At 70.7% G+C, this 16247-nt stretch carries 15 protein-coding genes; 6 read left to right on the plus strand and 9 right to left on the minus strand.

The genetic code is table 11. The features are described 5' to 3' along the window. Positions 1-16: 16 nt before the first annotated feature. Positions 17-763, plus strand: a complete 747-nt coding sequence (locus ACT4N7_RS17545; protein ID WP_444829825.1) for a DUF2334 domain-containing protein — start codon at positions 17-19, stop codon at positions 761-763. Here ACT4N7_RS17545 and ACT4N7_RS17550 read toward each other — a convergent pair. After that, positions 733-2508: a S8 family peptidase gene (locus ACT4N7_RS17550; protein WP_444829826.1), complete on the minus strand. Its 1776-nt coding sequence runs from the start codon at positions 2506-2508 to the stop codon at positions 733-735. The two genes, ACT4N7_RS17545 and ACT4N7_RS17550, sit on opposite strands and share 31 nt — an antisense overlap. A 126-nt stretch (positions 2509-2634) precedes the next feature. Then, a complete protein-coding gene (locus ACT4N7_RS17555; protein WP_444829827.1) occupies positions 2635-3276 on the minus strand; it encodes an MBL fold metallo-hydrolase in 642 nt (213 codons plus the stop codon). 49 nt (positions 3277-3325) lie between these two features. Between ACT4N7_RS17555 and ACT4N7_RS17560 the strand changes: the two genes are divergently transcribed. After that, positions 3326-4813 (plus strand): aldehyde dehydrogenase family protein, encoded by a 1488-nt coding sequence (locus tag ACT4N7_RS17560; RefSeq protein WP_444829828.1) that lies wholly within the window; start codon positions 3326-3328, stop codon positions 4811-4813. Position 4814: 1 nt separating this feature from the next. On the opposite strand, the gene ACT4N7_RS17565 is transcribed toward ACT4N7_RS17560, so the two are convergent. Continuing rightward, on the minus strand, positions 4815-6395 hold the full coding sequence (locus ACT4N7_RS17565; protein ID WP_444829829.1) for a GMC family oxidoreductase: 1581 nt from the start codon (positions 6393-6395) through the stop codon (positions 4815-4817). A gap of 105 nt (positions 6396-6500) precedes the next feature. Beyond that, entirely contained in the window at positions 6501-7496 is a 996-nt protein-coding gene (locus ACT4N7_RS17570) for an NAD-dependent epimerase/dehydratase family protein (protein WP_444829830.1), read from the minus strand. Positions 7497-7609: 113 nt separating this feature from the next. On the opposite strand from ACT4N7_RS17570, the gene ACT4N7_RS17575 reads away from it, so the two are divergent. The 4 genes from ACT4N7_RS17575 (at position 7610) to purL (ending at position 11579) form a co-directional block, all read left to right on the plus strand. Next, on the plus strand, positions 7610-8143 hold the full coding sequence (locus ACT4N7_RS17575) for a hypothetical protein (protein WP_444829831.1): 534 nt from the start codon (positions 7610-7612) through the stop codon (positions 8141-8143). A 258-nt stretch (positions 8144-8401) separates the two neighbouring features. Then, positions 8402-8641: a phosphoribosylformylglycinamidine synthase subunit PurS gene (gene purS / locus ACT4N7_RS17580; RefSeq protein WP_444829832.1), complete on the plus strand. Its 240-nt coding sequence runs from the start codon at positions 8402-8404 to the stop codon at positions 8639-8641. Next, on the plus strand, positions 8638-9309 hold the full coding sequence (gene purQ, locus ACT4N7_RS17585) for a phosphoribosylformylglycinamidine synthase subunit PurQ (RefSeq protein WP_444829833.1): 672 nt from the start codon (positions 8638-8640) through the stop codon (positions 9307-9309). Before purS ends, purQ begins: the two co-directional genes overlap by 4 nt. Beyond that, positions 9306-11579: a phosphoribosylformylglycinamidine synthase subunit PurL gene (purL, locus tag ACT4N7_RS17590; RefSeq protein ID WP_444829834.1), complete on the plus strand. Its 2274-nt coding sequence runs from the start codon at positions 9306-9308 to the stop codon at positions 11577-11579. The genes purQ and purL overlap by 4 nt, the downstream gene beginning before the upstream one ends. Before the next feature lie 16 nt (positions 11580-11595). Here the strand turns inward: purL and ACT4N7_RS17595 are convergent, their stop codons facing one another. The 5 genes from ACT4N7_RS17595 to ACT4N7_RS17615 all read right to left on the minus strand — a co-directional run bounded on the left by ACT4N7_RS17595 (position 11596) and on the right by ACT4N7_RS17615 (position 16127). Next, positions 11596-12921 (minus strand): hypothetical protein, encoded by a 1326-nt coding sequence (locus ACT4N7_RS17595; protein WP_444829835.1) that lies wholly within the window; start codon positions 12919-12921, stop codon positions 11596-11598. Next, positions 12918-13724 carry an ESX secretion-associated protein EspG gene (locus ACT4N7_RS17600; RefSeq protein WP_444829836.1) on the minus strand — a complete coding sequence of 269 codons (807 nt, stop codon included), beginning with the start codon at positions 13722-13724 and terminating at the stop codon, positions 12918-12920. Before ACT4N7_RS17600 ends, ACT4N7_RS17595 begins: the two co-directional genes overlap by 4 nt. Continuing rightward, positions 13725-14243, minus strand: a complete 519-nt coding sequence (locus tag ACT4N7_RS17605) for a hypothetical protein (RefSeq protein WP_444829837.1) — start codon at positions 14241-14243, stop codon at positions 13725-13727. A 78-nt stretch (positions 14244-14321) separates the two neighbouring features. After that, the gene (locus tag ACT4N7_RS17610; protein ID WP_444829838.1) at positions 14322-15248 is read right to left on the minus strand and encodes a pentapeptide repeat-containing protein; all 927 of its coding nucleotides are present in this window, start codon (positions 15246-15248) and stop codon (positions 14322-14324) included. A 51-nt stretch (positions 15249-15299) separates the two neighbouring features. After that, positions 15300-16127, minus strand: coding sequence for a lysozyme (locus ACT4N7_RS17615; RefSeq protein WP_444829839.1), 828 nt, complete (start codon positions 16125-16127; stop codon positions 15300-15302). Positions 16128-16247 lie beyond the last annotated feature (120 nt).

The raw sequence follows: 16247 nt of genomic DNA on the forward strand, positions 1-16247 counted from the left end.
CGCTGTGCTTGGCGGTATGACGGCACGACTCGTGGTTTCACTGTCCGGGATCGGCGCCCGGACGCTGCACCGCTGCGCCGATCTCACCGACGAACTGGAGCGGCGCAAGGTTCCGCTGTCGCTGCTGGTCGCCCCCCGCCTCGCGGGCCCGACGACCGAGTGGGCGCGCACCCGTCGCGACGCCGGGGACGCGGTGCTGATGCACGGGTTCGACCACTCCGTCGAGCCGCGCGCCCGCACGGTTTCGCTGCGTCGCGCGGAGTTCGCCGCCCTGCCCGCGCATGAGGCGGGCTTGCGGCTGACCGCCGCGATGGCCGCCATGGAACGGGTCGGCCTGGTCACCGACAGCTTCGCGCCGCCGCGCTGGACGGCCTCGCGCGGCACGCTGATCGCGTTGCGGCGCAAGGGTTTCACCCAGTGTGCCGACCTGTTCGGGATCCGCGACCTGAGCAGTGGAACCGTGCACCGCGCGCGAGTGCTGAGCATCGGCACCTACGAGCGCGCCGAGACCTGGCGGTGCTTCGCCCTGGTGCTCGCCGCCGCCCGCATCGCGCGCCGGGGCGGGCTGATCAGGCTGGCCGTCGACGCGCCCGACCTCACGCGGCCCGGTCCGCGCCAGGCGTTCCTGGACGCCGTCGACATCGCGCTGCACCACGGCGCGGTCGCCCGCACCTACCCGGACATGCGGAAGGTGGCCGCCGAAACCGCTCGACGGCCACCTTCACGGCAGGATCAGAAGGTCAGCTTCCAGGAGTTGATGTAGCCGGTGTCGGCGCTGTAGACGTCGCGCACCTGCAACTTCCACGTGCCGTTGGCCAGTTCGGACGAGGCGTTGACCGTGTAGGTGGCCACCACGTTGTCCGCCGAGTCGCTCCCGGAGGAGTTCTTCAGCCGGTACGCGGTCCCGTCCGGCGCGACCAGGTCGATCACCAGGTCGCCCCGGTAGGTGTGCACGATGTTGACGTCGACCTTGAGGGTGGCGGGCGCGTTGCCCGCGACCCCGGTGACCGCGATGGCGCTGGTGATGGCCACACCCGCGTCGGGAATGGCCACATCGGCGGTGTTCTCGAAGACCTTGCCGGGCGGCAGGGTGCCGCCCACGGCCTCCTTGGCGTCGACGCGGCCCTCACCGTAGAAGTTGTTCTTTGCGGTGGTGCCCGAGCAGCGGGTGTCGCCGCAGGTCAGGTCGTCGGCCTGGACGGCGAGCTTGGCGCGCAGGTCGGCGACGGTCGCGGTCGGGGTCACGCTGGCCAACAGCGCCGCGACGCCCGCGACGTGCGGGGACGCCATCGACGTGCCGGAGAGCTGCGCGTAGCGGCCACCGGGCACGGTCGAGTAGACGTTGTCACCGGGTGCGGCGACGGCGATCTTGTCGGTGCCGTAGTTGGAGAACGACGACTTCACGTTCGACGAGTTGATCGACGACACGGCCAGCACGCTCGGCAGCTCACCCGGGACGCTCAGGCAGGCGTTGGTCACCGTGCGGGAGGTCGGGGTCGAGTCGTTCGGGCTGGTCGAGTCGGACGACTTGTTCGCCAGGTTGTAGTTCTCGTTGCCCGCGGCGGCCACGTTGAGCACGCCCTTGCCCTCGGCGTACGCGGACGCGCGCTTGACGCCTTCCAGGATCGCCGCCTGGTCGACGTTGCTCGGGCAGTTGAACAGCCACGGGTCGGTGTAGTAGCTGTTGTTGGTGACCTTGAAGCCCTTGTCACCGGCGAAAACGAACGCGCAGATGGTGTTCTCGGCGAAGAACAGCCCACTCGGCGTCTCCGCGATCCGCACCGACGCGATCTTCACGCTCGGCGCCACGCCGATCGCGCCCTTGCCGTTCTTCGCCGCGGCGACGGTGCCCGCGACGTGCGTGCCGTGCTGGCCGGTGTCGCGCCACGAGCCCGCGCGGGTGTCGAGCTTGCCGTAGGCGCACGACCCCGACTTCGTGGCGTCGAAGTTGGGCTTGAGGTCGTAGTGCTGGTCGTCCACACCGGTGTCGAGGATGCCCACGGTCACCGACGGCGAGCCCGTGGTGATCGGCCACGCCTGGTCGGCGCCGATCTGGCTCATGTCGACCCGGACGGTCTCGTTCGCGGTGGGTGTGATCTGCGTCGGAGCGGCCGGGATCGGCGGGTTGGCCACCTCGGTGGGCAGGTCGCTGGTGCGGGTCGCCCCGACCTGCTGCACACCGCTCACCGCGCGCATCCGGGTGGCGAAGTCGGTCGCCGACGAGTGCGCGACGACGACGCCGATCACGTCGTAGGAGGCGTAGACGGTGCCGCCGTTGGTCGCCACCGCCGCCTTGGCCCCCGCGGTGTTGTTCGGGGCGGTGATCACCAGGTAGGACCGGAGACCGGCGGCCGCCGACGCCGCGGGTGCCGCGGCCGAGTCGGGTCCGACCGGGGCGGCGATGGCGGTGCCCGCCCTCGTCGCGACCAGTCCGACGCCGATCGCGGCGGCGGTGGCCGCGCGCCGGAGCCGGCTACTTGAACGCAGGAACACGATGTCCTCCGACAACTCAGGGGGCGTTCCCGTGCCGGTCGGCGCGGGTGCAGGAGCCCCGTCAACAGGTCAGGAGGGCTCCTGGGGAGGTTCGGGACGCGGCTTCGGCGAGAAATCCGCGGAATTGACCCGGGCGGCCCATCAGACCTCGGTCGCCTCGGCGTTCGCCAGCACCCGCAGCGTCGCACCCGCGGGCGCCAGGGTGCTGAACCGGTAGCGCGCGGAGTCGATGCCCGCCGCGCTCAAGGTCAGTTCGTGGATCGGGACCGCGACCCGCGGAGCCACGCCGCGGAAGAACTCGACCGCCTCGGACACCTTCAGCCAGGGCGCGCCGGTCGGCAGGCCGAGCACGTCGATCCGCTGCTCGGGCACGACCAGCGAGTCGCCGGGGTGGTAGAAGGCGCCGTGGTCGACGACGTAGCCGACGTTCGGCGGCATCTCGACCTCGGGGTGGATGAGCGCGTGCTCCCCACCGACGACAGTGATCGCCGCGCCCGCCAGGTCGAGCGCGTCGCCCGGCCGGACGGTGCGCGCCTGGAGCCCTATCTGCTCGACCTCGGCGGCGGAGCCCGGGTCGACCACCAGTTCGGCGTGCTGGTTGGCCGCCATCAGCGCGCCGAGCCGCTCGGTGTCCAGGTGATCGCCGTGCAGGTGGGTGATGAGCACACCGTCGAGATCGCGCAGGTCCTCGAAGCCGTGCGACCACACGCCGGGGTCGATCAGCAGCCGGGCCGACCCGGTCTCCAGCAGGACGCACGAGTGGCCGAAGTGGGTGATCTTCACGCCGCCCAGGGTATCGCCACAGGGTGTACCGCTGGGTAGCTTTGACGCCATGACCACCGTGCAGGCCAAGCCCGAGACCTTCGACTCGCTGAACCCGGCGACCGGCGAGGTCGTCGGCAGCCACCCGATCCACCGTGCCGAGGACGTCCAGGCAGCCGTCGAGCGGGCCAGGTCCGCGGCCGAGTGGTGGGCCGAGCTGGGCTTCGCGGGCCGCGCGGAACGGTTGCAGCGCTGGAAAGGCGCGGTCACCCGGCGGGCCGCGCAGCTCGCCGACGTCGTGCACGTGGAGACCGGCAAGCCGCACGCCGACGCCATGCTGGAGATCATCCTGGCGATCGACCACACCGCGTGGGCGGCGAAGAACGCGCCCAAGGTGCTCGGCCCGAGCCGCCGCTCGTCCGGGCTGCTCATGGCCAACCAGGCGGCGACGGTCGAGTATCAGCCGCTCGGCGTGGTCGGCGTGATCGGGCCGTGGAACTACCCGGTGTTCACCCCGATGGGCTCCATCGCGTACGCGCTCGCCGCGGGCAACGCGGTGGTCTACAAGCCGAGCGAGTACACCCCGGGCGTGGGCAGGTGGCTGGTCGACAGCTTCGCCGAGGCCGTGCCGGAGCACCCCGTGTTCCAGTTGATCACCGGGTTCGGCGACACCGGGGCCGCGCTGTGCCGCGCGGGGGTCGACAAGATCGCCTTCACCGGCTCGGCGGGCACCGGCAAGAAGATCATGGCCGCGTGCGCGGAGACGCTCACCCCGGTGCTGATCGAGGCGGGCGGCAAGGACGCCCTGCTGGTCGACGCCGACGCCGACCTCGACGGTGCCGCCGAGGCGGCGGTATGGGGCGGCATCTCCAACGCGGGCCAGACCTGCGTCGCCATCGAGCGCGTCTACGTGCACGAGAACGTGTACGACGAGTTCGTGGCGAAGGTCGTCGCCATCACCCGCGGCGTGCGCCCCGGCTTCGACGACGAGGCGAACATCGGCCCGATCACCATGCCGTCCCAATTGGACGTCATTCGCAGGCACATCACCGACGCCCTAGCCCGCGGCGGCCGGGCCGTCGTCGGCGGCGCGGACTCCGTCGGCGAGCGGTATGTGCAGCCGACCGTGCTGGTGGACGTCCCGGAGGATGCCGAGGCGGTCCGCGAGGAGACCTTCGGCCCGACGCTGACCATCGCCAAGGTGCGCGACATGGACGAGGCGGTCGAGAAGGCCAACGACTCCAAGTACGGCCTCGGCGGCTCGGTGTTCTCCCGCGCCCGGGGCATGGAGCTGGCGCGGCGGCTGCGGGCGGGGATGGTCTCGATCAACTCGGTGATCAGCTTCACGGGCGTGCCGTCGCTGCCGTTCGGCGGTGTCGGCGACTCCGGTTTCGGCCGCATCCACGGCCCCGAGGGCCTGCGCGAATTCGGCCGGGCGAAGGCGATCACCCGGCAGCGCTTCCGCGCGCCGCTGACCCTGACGACGTTCGCGCGGACCAAGAAGGTGGACGCGCAGGTGGCGAAGCTGATCACCCTCCTGCACGGAAAGCGCCGCTGAGTCACGCTCCCTTGATCAGGTCGGCGGCCTTCTCGGCGACCATGATCGTCGGCGCGTTCGTGTTGCCCCGCGGCACGACCGGCATCACGGACGCGTCCACCACGCGCAGGCCGTCGACCCCGCGCACCCGCAGCGCCGGGTCGACCACGGCCTGCTCCCCGTTGCCCATCGCGCAGGTGCCGACGGGGTGGTAGAGGGTCTGCGTCCAGGCACGGACGTGGTCGGCCAGTTCGGCGTCGGTCAGGTCGCGCGCGGGCAGGAACGGCTGGTCGAGGTAGCGGCGCAGGCCGGACTGGTTGCCGATCTCGATCAGCGTGCGGCAGCCCGCGATGGTCGCGTCGAGGTCGGCGGGATCGGTGTAGTAGGCCGGGTCGATCACCGGGCGCCAGCGCGGGTCGGCGGAGTGCAGCCGCAGCGTTCCCCGGCTCAGCGGCGCCACCAGCGTGGCAGCCGAGGTGAACCCCGGTGCCGTCGGCTCGCGCAAACCGTTGTCGTAGAACATCGTCGGCGCGACGTGGAACTGCATGTCCGGCGCGGCCAGGTCGTCGCGGGTGCGCAGGAAGCCACCCGCTTCGCCTACGTTCGAGGTGAGCGGGCCGCGGCCGGTGGTCTGCCACTGGAGGAGCCGGGCCGGGGTCGAGTAGTCGACGAGGTCGGTGGTGCCCTTGGTGGTCCAGATGACCGGTGCCGCCGGGTGGTCGTGCAGATTCTCGCCGACGCCGGGCAGCGCCACCGCGACCTCGATGCCGACCGCCCGCAGGTGCTCGGCAGGCCCGATCCCCGACAACATCAACAACTGCGGCGAGTTGATCGCGCCACCCGCGAGCAGCACCTCCCGCTCGGCCCGCGCGACCCGGGTTTCGCCGAGCCGCAGGTATTCGACGCCGGTCGCGCGGGCGTTGTCGAGCAGCACGCGGGTCGTGTGCGCGCCGGTTCGGACGGTGAGATTGGGCCGCTTGAGCGCGGGCCGCAGGTAGGCGTCGGCCGTCGAACAGCGGCGACCCTTGTGGCAGGTCACCTGGTAGCGCCCGGCGCCCTCCTGGTCGGCACCGTTGAAGTCGTCGGTCGGCTTGAGCCCGGCCGCGACCGCCGACTCGACCCACGCGGTGCTCAACTCGTGGGTATAGCGCCGATCCTCGACATGCAGCGGCCCGTCGATCCCGTGCAGCGGCCCGCCGAGCCGGGTGTTGCGCTCGGCCTTGACGAAGTACGGCAGCACGTCGTCGTAACCCCAGCCTGCCGCGCCGTGCCCGTCGCGCCAGGTGTCGTAGTCGGCGCGGTTGCCGCGGATGTAGACCATCGCGTTCATCGAGCTGCACCCGCCGAGCGCCTTCATCCGCGGCCAGTAGGCGGTGCGACCGCCCATGTTCTTCTGCTCGACGGTCTCGTAGTTCCAGTCCCACTTGGTCTTGAACAGCGCGGAGAACGCCACCGGGATGCGGATCTCGTCCGCGTCGTCGGCGCCGCCCGCTTCCAGCAGCAGTACCGTCACCGCCGGATCCTCGGTGAGCCTCCCGGCGAGCACGCAGCCCGCACTGCCCGCCCCGACAACGATGTAGTCGAACGACTCCCGGTCGGACATGGGGCCTCCTCGCCAGCGGGTGGTGCCCTGATCTTGCCCCGTCGCCGACCGAAGCGCAGCAGGCAGCTCAGGTCTTGTCGCCCCGTGATCTCGCGCTGTGTGGGATCAGAGGGCGGCCAGAATCTCAGCCTCCTCTTCGGCGGTCAGGCCCGCGCGACGCTCGCGGTCGAGGCCGAGTGCCCGCTCGTGGGCGAGCGCCCCCGCCACCGCGTCGACCAAGGCCCGCGGTGTCAGTCCGGCCGCGAGGGCGGGCGCCATGTCGCGCCCGCCCATCCAGCGGTGCGACTCAGGCAGCCACAGCGGCAGCGATCGCGGCCCGGCCCACGGGTTGATCTTTAATTCGGCCAGCTTCTCCGGCGACACCGGCACCAACTCGACCTCCCCGCCGACCGCGTCGGCGATGCCCCGGAGCAGGCCCCGCAGCGGCACGGCCGGGCCTGCCGCGTCGAAGGTGCCTCCGGTGCCGTTTTCGCCCGAGTCGACAATCCAGGCCGCGAGGTCGCGCACGTCGATGTACTGCATCGAGATGTCCGCGTCGGGCACGACCACCCGGCCGCCGCGAACCATCCGGGCGGGCCAGTAGCCGAACCGGTCGTGCAGATCGTCGGGGCCGGTGATCAGCCCCGCGCGCACGATGAGCGCCCGGTCGCCGAACGCCGCCCGGACGGCGTTCTCACTGGCCACCTTGATCGAGCCGTAGGCGTCCGGGTCGTCTTTGCTCGCCGCGATGCTGTCGACCTGTTCCTCCCGGGGCGGCAGCACCGGATCCCCGACCCCCGTCGGCCGCGCGGAGAAGTCGCTGTACACACTGATCGACGAGATGAACGTCCAGTGCCCGACCTGGTCCCGGAGCGCGTCCAGCGCCCGCCGGACCCACGGGTAGGAGATCGTGGCCACGTCCACGGCGGCGTCGAACCGCTCACCGGCCAACGCCACCAACCCGTCGTCGGCGCCGCGGTCGACCTTGACCAGCGTCGCCCCTTCCGGCACCGCCCCCGACTCCCCCCGCGCCGCGCACACCACGTCGTGCCCGCGCCGCACGGCTTCCGCCGCGACGGCGCGTCCGAGGAACCGAGTACCGCCGAGAACAAGGAGTCGCATGCCTCCACACTGTCCGGTGCGCCACCCCGCCGCCACCGTTCTCGCCACGAGCGAACACGCGAACACCCGTTCGAGCGATAAAGCGCCAACCCGGATCGGACGATCTGCCAGAGGTGAGCTTGCATGTCTTCGTAGACGAATCTTGCCGTCGCGATCGCTACCTGATCGCCGCCGCGAGCCTTGATCCCGGCCAACTCGCGGGCGCGCGCAAGCTGCTGCGCTCGCTACTGCTGCCTGGCCAGCACGAACTCCACTTCAAGAAGGAAACGCCGCAGCGGCGCCGGATGGTCCTATCGCGACTGGTCGATGCAGGCGTTCGCTGCCGGATCTACGTCGCCGACTGCGCGATGGGCCACGAACAGGCCAGGCAGGCGTGCCTGGCTCGGCTCACGGAAGACATCTTGGCGGCGGAAGCGCACCGCCTCGTGCTTGACAGCCGAGATCGCCGGGACCGTTTCGACGCCGCCACCATCCGTGCCGTCCTCGGCAAGGTCGCCCGCGATTCCTGTCTCGTCTACGAACACTTGTGCAGCCATCAGGAGGAGTTGCTGTGGGTCGCGGACGCCGCCGCGTGGGCGTTCGGGGCGGGTGGTGACTGGCTGCGCCGGATCGCCCCGCTCGTGACGGAGGTCGTTACCGTGGCTTAGGTCGTCACCCTGCTCCAGGGCGTTGCTGTGCCCTGGACAGCGCGAAGCCCAGCCGCCGACCGTCCGGACGTGGGCTGGGCTCACTTCCCTGGCTTACGGGCCAGAGCTGAGGTCAGATTAGCCCGCCGCCCGTTGTTCGTCCACTGCGTTCACCCGGTCGTGCGCCAGGTCACCGATGTGCCCGGCTGTCAAGGGTGAATTCCCAGGTCAGGTACGCTTCTGCGGTACCGGCCTTCTCGAACTCAGGAGTAGCCTGCCGTGGCCCGAGTCGTCGTCGATGTGATGCCCAAGCCGGAGATTCTCGACCCTCAGGGTCAAGCCGTCGCGCGTGCGCTGCCGCGGCTGGGATTCGATGGTGTGTCCGATGTCCGTCAGGGAAAGCACTTCGAGCTGGAAGTCGACGACTCGGTCGACGACGAGACGCTCGCGAAGATCGCCGAGGGCTTCCTGTCCAACCCGGTGGTCGAGGACTTCGTGGTGCGGCGGGTGGGCTCGTGAGGATCGGCGCCGTCACCTTTCCCGGCACCCTGGACGACAGCGACACCATCCGCGCGATCACCGCGTCCGGCGGCGAGGCGGTCGCGCTGTGGCACGGTGACGCCGACCTGCGCGGCGTCGACGCGGTGATCCTGCCCGGCGGCTTCTCCTACGGCGACTATCTGCGCGCGGGCGCCATCGCCCGGTTTGCCCCCGTCATGCGCGAGGTTGTCGACGCCGCCCGCAAGGGGATGCCGGTGTTGGGGATCTGCAACGGGTTCCAGGTGCTCTGCGAGGCGGGCCTGCTGCCGGGCGCGCTGCTGCGCAACGCCGGGCTGCACTTCGTCTGCCGCGACCAGTGGCTCAAGGTGGAGAACAACACCACCGCGTGGACGACGCGCTACGAGCGGGCCGCGGAGATCATCATTCCGGTCAAGAACATGGACGGCCGGTTCGTCGCCGCGCGGTCCACTGTGGACGAACTGGAGGGCGAGGGTCGCGTGGTTTTCCGCTACGCGGGCGGAAATCCCAACGGCTCGCTGGACGACATCGCGGGGATCAGCGACGCGACGGGCCGCATCGTCGGGCTGATGCCGCATCCCGAGCACGCGATCGACGCGCTCACCGGGCCGTCCGACGACGGTCTCGGCATGTTCCTCTCCGTGCTCGACGCGGTGGTGGCGGCATGATCGACTCCGTCGACCGGGCGAAGGCCACCCCGGAGCAGACGCAGCCCTTCCGCGAACTCGGCCTCAAGGACGACGAGTACGCGCGCATCCGCGAGATCCTCGACCGCAGGCCCACCGACGCCGAACTCGCGATGTACTCGGTGATGTGGAGCGAGCACTGCTCCTACAAATCGTCCAAAGTGCACTGGAAGCACTGGTCGGCGAACACCACGCCCGAGATGCGGGCGAAGATGCTCGCCGGGATCGGGGAGAACGCGGGCGTGGTCGACATCGGCGACGGCTGGGCGGTCACCTTCAAGCTGGAGTCGCACAACCATCCGTCCTATGTGGAGCCGTACCAGGGCGCCGCGACCGGGGTCGGCGGCATCGTCCGCGACATCATGGCGATGGGTGCCCGACCGCTGGCCGTGATGGACCCGCTGCGCTTCGGCGCGCCCGACCACCCCGACACCAAGCGCGTGCTGCCCGGCGTCGTCGCGGGCATCGGCGGCTACGGCAATTGCCTCGGCCTGCCCAACATCGGCGGCGAAGTCGTGTTCGACTCGTCCTACCAGGGCAATCCGTTGGTCAACGCGCTGTGCGTCGGCGCTATGCGAGTGGAAGACCTGCACCTCGCGCACGCGTCGGGTACCGGGAACAAGGTCATCCTGTTCGGCGCGCGCACCGGGCTCGACGGCATCGGCGGCGTGTCCGTGCTGGCGAGCGAGACGTTCTCCGGCGACGAAGGCGGCGCGGGTCGCAAGAAGCTGCCCGCCGTCCAAGTAGGCGATCCATTCACCGAGAAGGTGCTCATCGAGTGCTGCCTTGAGCTGTTCCGCGCGGGCATCGTGGTCGGCATCCAAGACCTCGGCGGCGCCGGATTGTCCTGTGCGACAAGCGAACTGGCCAGTGCGGGCGACGGCGGCATGCACGTCGTGCTCGACCGGGTGCCGCTGCGGGCCACCGGCATGACCCCGGCCGAGATCCTCTCCAGCGAGTCGCAGGAGCGGATGTGCGCCGTGGTCGAACCGTCCGATGTGGACGCGTTCCTGCGGGTGTGCGCCAAGTGGGACGTCATCGCCACCGAGATCGGCGAAGTCACCGACGGCGACCGGCTGGTGATCACCTGGCAGGGTGAGACCGTGGTCGACGTGCCGCCGCGCACCGTGGCGCACGAGGGGCCGATGTACGAGCGGCCGATCGCCCGCCCGGCCGACCAGGACGACTTGCGGGCGGACGGACCGGAAAGCCTCGCCCGACCGTCCACATCGGACGACCTCAGGGCGACCATCCTGCGCATGGCGGCCTCGCCGAACCTGGCGTCGCGGCGCTGGATCACCGAGCAGTACGACCGCTATGTGCGCGGTGGCACCGTTCTCGCCCAGCCCGCCGACGCCGGGATGATCAGGATCGACGAGCAGACCGGCCGCGGCGTCGCGCTGGCCACCGACTGCAACGGCCGGTTCGTCAAGCTCGACCCGTACACCGGCACCCAGCTCGCGCTGGCCGAGGCGTACCGCAACGTCGCCGTCTCCGGCGCGACCCCGCTCGCGGTCACCAACTGTCTCAACTTCGGCTCGCCGGAGGACCCGTCGGTGATGTGGCAGTTCGAGCAGGCCGTGCGCGGCCTCGCCGAGGGCTGCAAGGCGCTGGGCATCCCGGTCACGGGCGGCAACGTCAGCTTCTACAACCAGACCGGCGGCACCGCCATCCTGCCCACCCCGGTCGTCGGCGTCCTCGGTGTCATCGATGACGTGCGCCGCCGTATCCCGACCGGAATCGGCGCCGAGGCGGGCGAAGCCCTGCTGCTGCTCGGTGAGACCCGCGACGAGTTCGGCGGGTCGGAGTGGGCGCACGTGGTGCACGGCCATCTCGGCGGGTTGCCGCCGAAGGTCGACCTGGCAAGGGAAAAGCTGCTTGCCGAGATCCTGGTGGCGGGCTCGCGCGACGGCATGGTGTCCGCAGCGCACGACCTGTCCGACGGCGGTCTCGCGCAGACCCTGGTGGAGGCGTGCCTCATCGGCGAGGTCGGAGCCCGGGTGGTCCTCGACCCCGATCAGGATCCGTTCGTCCAGTTGTTCAGCGAATCCGCGGGCCGTGTGCTCGTCGCGGTGCCGCGCTCGGAAGAACTGCGGTTCACCGAGATGTGCACCGCGCGCGGCCTGCCGTGGCGCCGGACCGGTGTAGTGGACCCGGAATCGGGCGCCCTGGAGATCCAGGACGTTGCCGAGCTGCCGCTCGCCGAACTGCGAGATGCTTGGGAGAGCACCCTTCCGGCGCTCTTCGGCTGACCTGACTCGCGGCCCGTCACCGACGCTCCACTTTGTACTGATGGGTCTGCACCGACGAACCGCCGAGGAAGACGTCCGCGCTGTCGACGAATCGGCGAACGGACGGGTCCGAGCCGGCGTCGAGTTGGTACGCGGCGTCGGTGTAGTTGCCGCCGAGGGCGTGGTTGCCGCCGAAGTTGCCGGACTGGTTGTCGAAGGTCACGGTGGTTCGGTTGTCGCTCGGCGGGTTCACGCGGGCGTCGAGGTGCGGGGTGATGTCGCCGTTGTTCTCCAGCGAGAGCACCTGCACGCTGTCCGGCACGAGGATGCCGCCGACCGGTGCGCCCGCGGTGAGCACATGGGTGACGTTGTAGCCCTGGGCGACGAAATCGGTGGCCGCGCGGGTGGCGACGATGCCGCCCTGGCTGTGGCTCACCAGCATGATCGGCGCGTCCTTGGGCACGCCCGCCGCGACCAGCGCCTCCTGGATGCCCTCCTGCAACACCGTCGGGTTGCCCACCATGCCGTCGACGTTGGTGCCGAAGTCGTTGGCGCTGCCCTGGTTGTCCTGCCAGGGCGCGTTCCACAGCCGCGTGCCCGGGATGTCCACGATGTAGGCGACCTGGCCATCGGGCCCCACGACGGTGCGGATGTCGACGTTGGCGTCGGTGCCGTTGCGGTGTTCCAGCCCGCGGACCAGGTCGCCGAGACCGTCGGGCGGGTCTGTCGCGATAGGACTGTTGTCGGCTCCGAGATCGACCAGTCGCGGGTCGCCGTCGGGGTAGGTGGCGGCGAGGAGTTCGGTGAGGGTCGCGAGGTCGGCCGGTAGGCCGAGGGCGCTGAGCGCACCCGGTGTCATGCCGAGGAGCGTGTCGACCATCCCGGGGTGTTCGACCAGCCACGCCTGCCAGTCGCCGTCGTAGTTGAGGTAGACGTCGGCGGCGATGGCGCCCACGCCCGCGACGGCGAGACCCGGCACGGCGCCGACCGCGGCACCCGCCAGCCAGCGCGACGCCTCCAGCGCCTTGGCATTGAGATCGTCGACCACCTGGTACGCCTGGTTGGTGGCCCGCAGCGCCAGCCCGCGCAGGCCGATGGCCGCCGAAGTGGCGGTGAGCCCGCTCGGGCCGTCGAGGGCGCCCAGCATGGCCCCCTCGAACCGGACCACGCCCACCGGATTGAGCAGCGCCGAGGCCAGCACGTCCGGGTCGGCGAGATACCGGTGGCTGGTCATCGCGATGGTGAGGGTGGCGCCCGCGACGTTGTCGGTGAGGTCGCCCATCGCGGCCAGATCCTCGTAGACGGCCTCGCTGCCGCCCGCGCCGCCGCTGACGGCGATGTTGGAAACACCGGGACCGGTCACGACAGAGCCGCCGAGACGAAGGGGGCCAGCCAGACCCCGAGATCCTCGCGGGCCACCGGTTCCAGGTCGACGAGCCTGCGGCTCGCGCCGGTCGGGGCGGGGCGGACGCCGACCCAGCCGGTGTCGCTGTGCAGCCACGTCAGTTGCGCGGTGTGCGCGTTCGCACCGACCAGCGCGGTGACCTGGCAGCGCAGCACACCGTCGCTGCGCCGTACCACGTCGACGGCGAACTCCGCCTCGGCCCTGGGCAGTTTCAGCTCGGCCAGCACGTATCCGGGAGCGTCCGGGTCGGCGTCGCGCAGCAGGTCGGCGACGCCCAGCTCGTGCAGCGCGGCCAGCGGAACCCGCCCGCGCAACGGCTCCGACGGCTCCGTGGTGTCCAAAGTGGACCCGAGGCCCGCAGGCTCGGCGGGCACCGCGCGCACCAGCTCGCGGCCCAGCTCGACCGCGGCGAACATGGACAGCTCGACGCCCGCGTCGGGCAGCGCGAACAGTGACGCGCCAACGGGTCCGGCGATGGCGTGCAGGCTGCGCGAGCCGCGGGCGCCGATGGTCGCCATGGTGTCGAACATGATCTGCGGACCGGCCAGCACGCGCAGGTTCGCCGCGACGGACGGGTGCACGACGCCGTCGCGCAGGACGCCCTTCTCCGCGAGCGGACCGGATTCCGCACCGGTCGCGATGTCGGGGGCGGGCGCCCACTCCGGCGGCAGACTGACGGCCACCTTCGCGACCAGGTAGGCGTACTCCGCGGCGGTCAGCGTGAGCCGGTGCGCGGCGGGCACCGCGGTGGACGGCGGCATCTACGCGACTCCCCGCGCCCGCATGAACTGGCCCACTTCGAGCCACTGCTTGTCGCCCGCAGGCGGCAGGTTGTGCGGCTGGAAGCGCCAGCCCTCCCACGGCGGCCGCGGCGGCTGCGGGGCGTCGCCGCCCACGCCGAACACGCTGCCGACAGTGTCGATCATGTCGTTGACCGCGTTCCAGAAGTTCTCCACGGCCCGGTTGAACCGGTCGATGGCGCTGGTGAACCAGTTGACCACCGCATCGGCGATCCGCTTGATCGCGGCAAGCAGCTCGCGGAGCTGCTGGGCGTGCTGACGCAAGCACGCGGCGGCCTCGTCGAGCTTGGTCGCGGAGCCGTCGAGGGCCCTGCGGTCGCCCGCGACCGTCTCGCGGCACCGGTCGGCGGCGATCGACTTCCAGCGCATGGCACCCGCCTGGGTGTCCAGGTCCGCGCCGCGTTTGCGCACCTCCCCCGCGCGCTGCTCGATCTGGCCCGCGATGCGGTCGAGCTCATCCGGGTCGCCGTAGAACGCCATCCCAAACCCCTCGGGTGCCGAAGCCGTGACGGAACCTTACGAGACGCAGACGACCGCGGGGAAGATCCGGTTCCGACGTCAGGGAAGTTCGAGCGCGGCGTGGAACCGGGCGCCATCGAACTTGGTCGGGCCGAGGAACCGGGTGCGGGCCAGGCGCAGCGGGCCGCGGGCCCGGAAGCCGCTGAACCACGCCTTGCCGTCGAAGCGGGTGTCGTGCAGATAGAGGATGCCGTGGCAGACCGCCCCGGTGAACCAGGCGTTGCCGGTGATGACGCAGCCCCAGATCGCATTGGACTCGTGCAGCGCGACGAACCGCATGGTGAGCGCGCCGACGGTCCGCTCCGAGATGTCGAAGTACTCCAGGTCGGCGCCGGTGAGGTCGAGGTCGTAGCGCGGCGGATCGGTGCGGGAGGTGTGCGGGAGCAGATCGGAGATCAGCCGCTGGGCGGTGATTCGGACCTGGCCTTCGCGCTCGTCGTCGCCCGCGCGGTCGAACGGGCGGCGCAGGTAGGCGCAGAGGACGTCGAGGACGGTCTGGGTGTAGTACTCGCGGTTGCGGGCCAGGCCTGCCAGCGCGTGCAGCGCGCCGACGCGCACCTGGTCGGCGTCGTGGCCGAGCAGTTCCACCGCGCGGGCGAACCGTTCGTCGGCGACGCGCTCGCGGTCGTGGTCGGCGCGGGCGTTCTCCAGATCCTGGCGGCGGCGCTCGATCTCCTGGCGGTCTTCGTCCACCCGACGCCTGCGGTCGTTGAGCCACAAGGCGTAGAGGGCCACGACCGAGCCCGCGGCGAGCCCGCCGGTCTTGAGCGCGTCACCGCGGTTGGGGTTCGGTTCGCCGAGCAGCCAGCCGGTGACCAGCGCCAGCAGGCCCGCGGCAACCAGCACGGTGGCCTGCAACCACCAGCCGCCGCGGTCGTGGCGCACCGCGAGAGCGGACGCCGCGAACACCAGGATGCCCAGTCCCAGCGCGGAGAATCCCGCGATCACGAACACAGTGCTGTTCACGCACCGGGAACCTAGTGCACCGGGGGCCCGGGAGCCCCCGGTGCACGTCGGTCAGCCGTTGGCGAGTGCCTGGAGCCGGTCGTAGGCGCCGTTGAAGTGGTTCTGGTCGAGCGGCGTGGACGTGTACTGCCAGAACGTCCACACCCCCCAGTTGTAGGGCAGGGTGCCGACCGACGAGGAGTACCGGGCGACCCAGAGCGGGTTGGTGCTCGCGAACGCCTGTGCGGTGCCGACGCACTGGGACCACCAGCTCGTACTGGTGTAGAACACCGCGTCGCGGCTGGTGCGGGCCCGGTAGGTGTTGGCGAAGTCCCGGATCCAGGCCGCCATGCTCGTCTTGCTCTTGCCGTAGCAGGTCGAGCCGTAGGGGTTGTACTCCAGGTCTGCCACACCCGGCAGTGTCCTGCCGTCGCGCGACCAGCCGCCGCCGTTGCTGGCGAAGAAGTTGGCCTGGGTGGCGCCGCTGGAGCGGTCCGGCAGGGCGAAGTGGTAGGCGCCGCGGATCATGCCGACGTTGTAGGAACCGTTGTACTGCTGGGCGAAGTACGGGTTGCGGTAGGAGGTGCCCTCGGTCGCCTTGACGTAGGCGAACCGCTTGCCCTGGCCCCAGTAGTAACTCCAGTTGACGTTGCCCTGGTGGCCGGACACGTCGATGCCCGCGACCGTGGCCTGGACGCCGATGTCCGTGGCGGTGATCGCGATCTTCTGGTCGCCGCCCTCGTGCTTGCGGATCTGCGACCCCATCGCGTGGTCGCCGGTTCGGTCCGCCTCGCCGCCCGCGGGCGTGGCGGATGCGGGTGCGGTGAAGCCGAGAAGTAAGGAGGATGCGGCCAGTGCGGTGGCCAGACCGCGCTTGACGCCACGAACGGTGGACTTCATGGTTCGCCCTTTCCGAGTGCCCTCACGCAGACGGCTTACAGGGGGTAGCCGCCTGGGTGACGATTGTGATCTCTTGACTACCCCTTTGTCACGCTTTCTTGTGAATAGATCACCAATGCT

Origin of the sequence: Actinokineospora sp., assembly GCF_052390155.1 — a bacterium.
GTDB lineage: Bacteria > Actinomycetota > Actinomycetes > Mycobacteriales > Pseudonocardiaceae > Actinokineospora.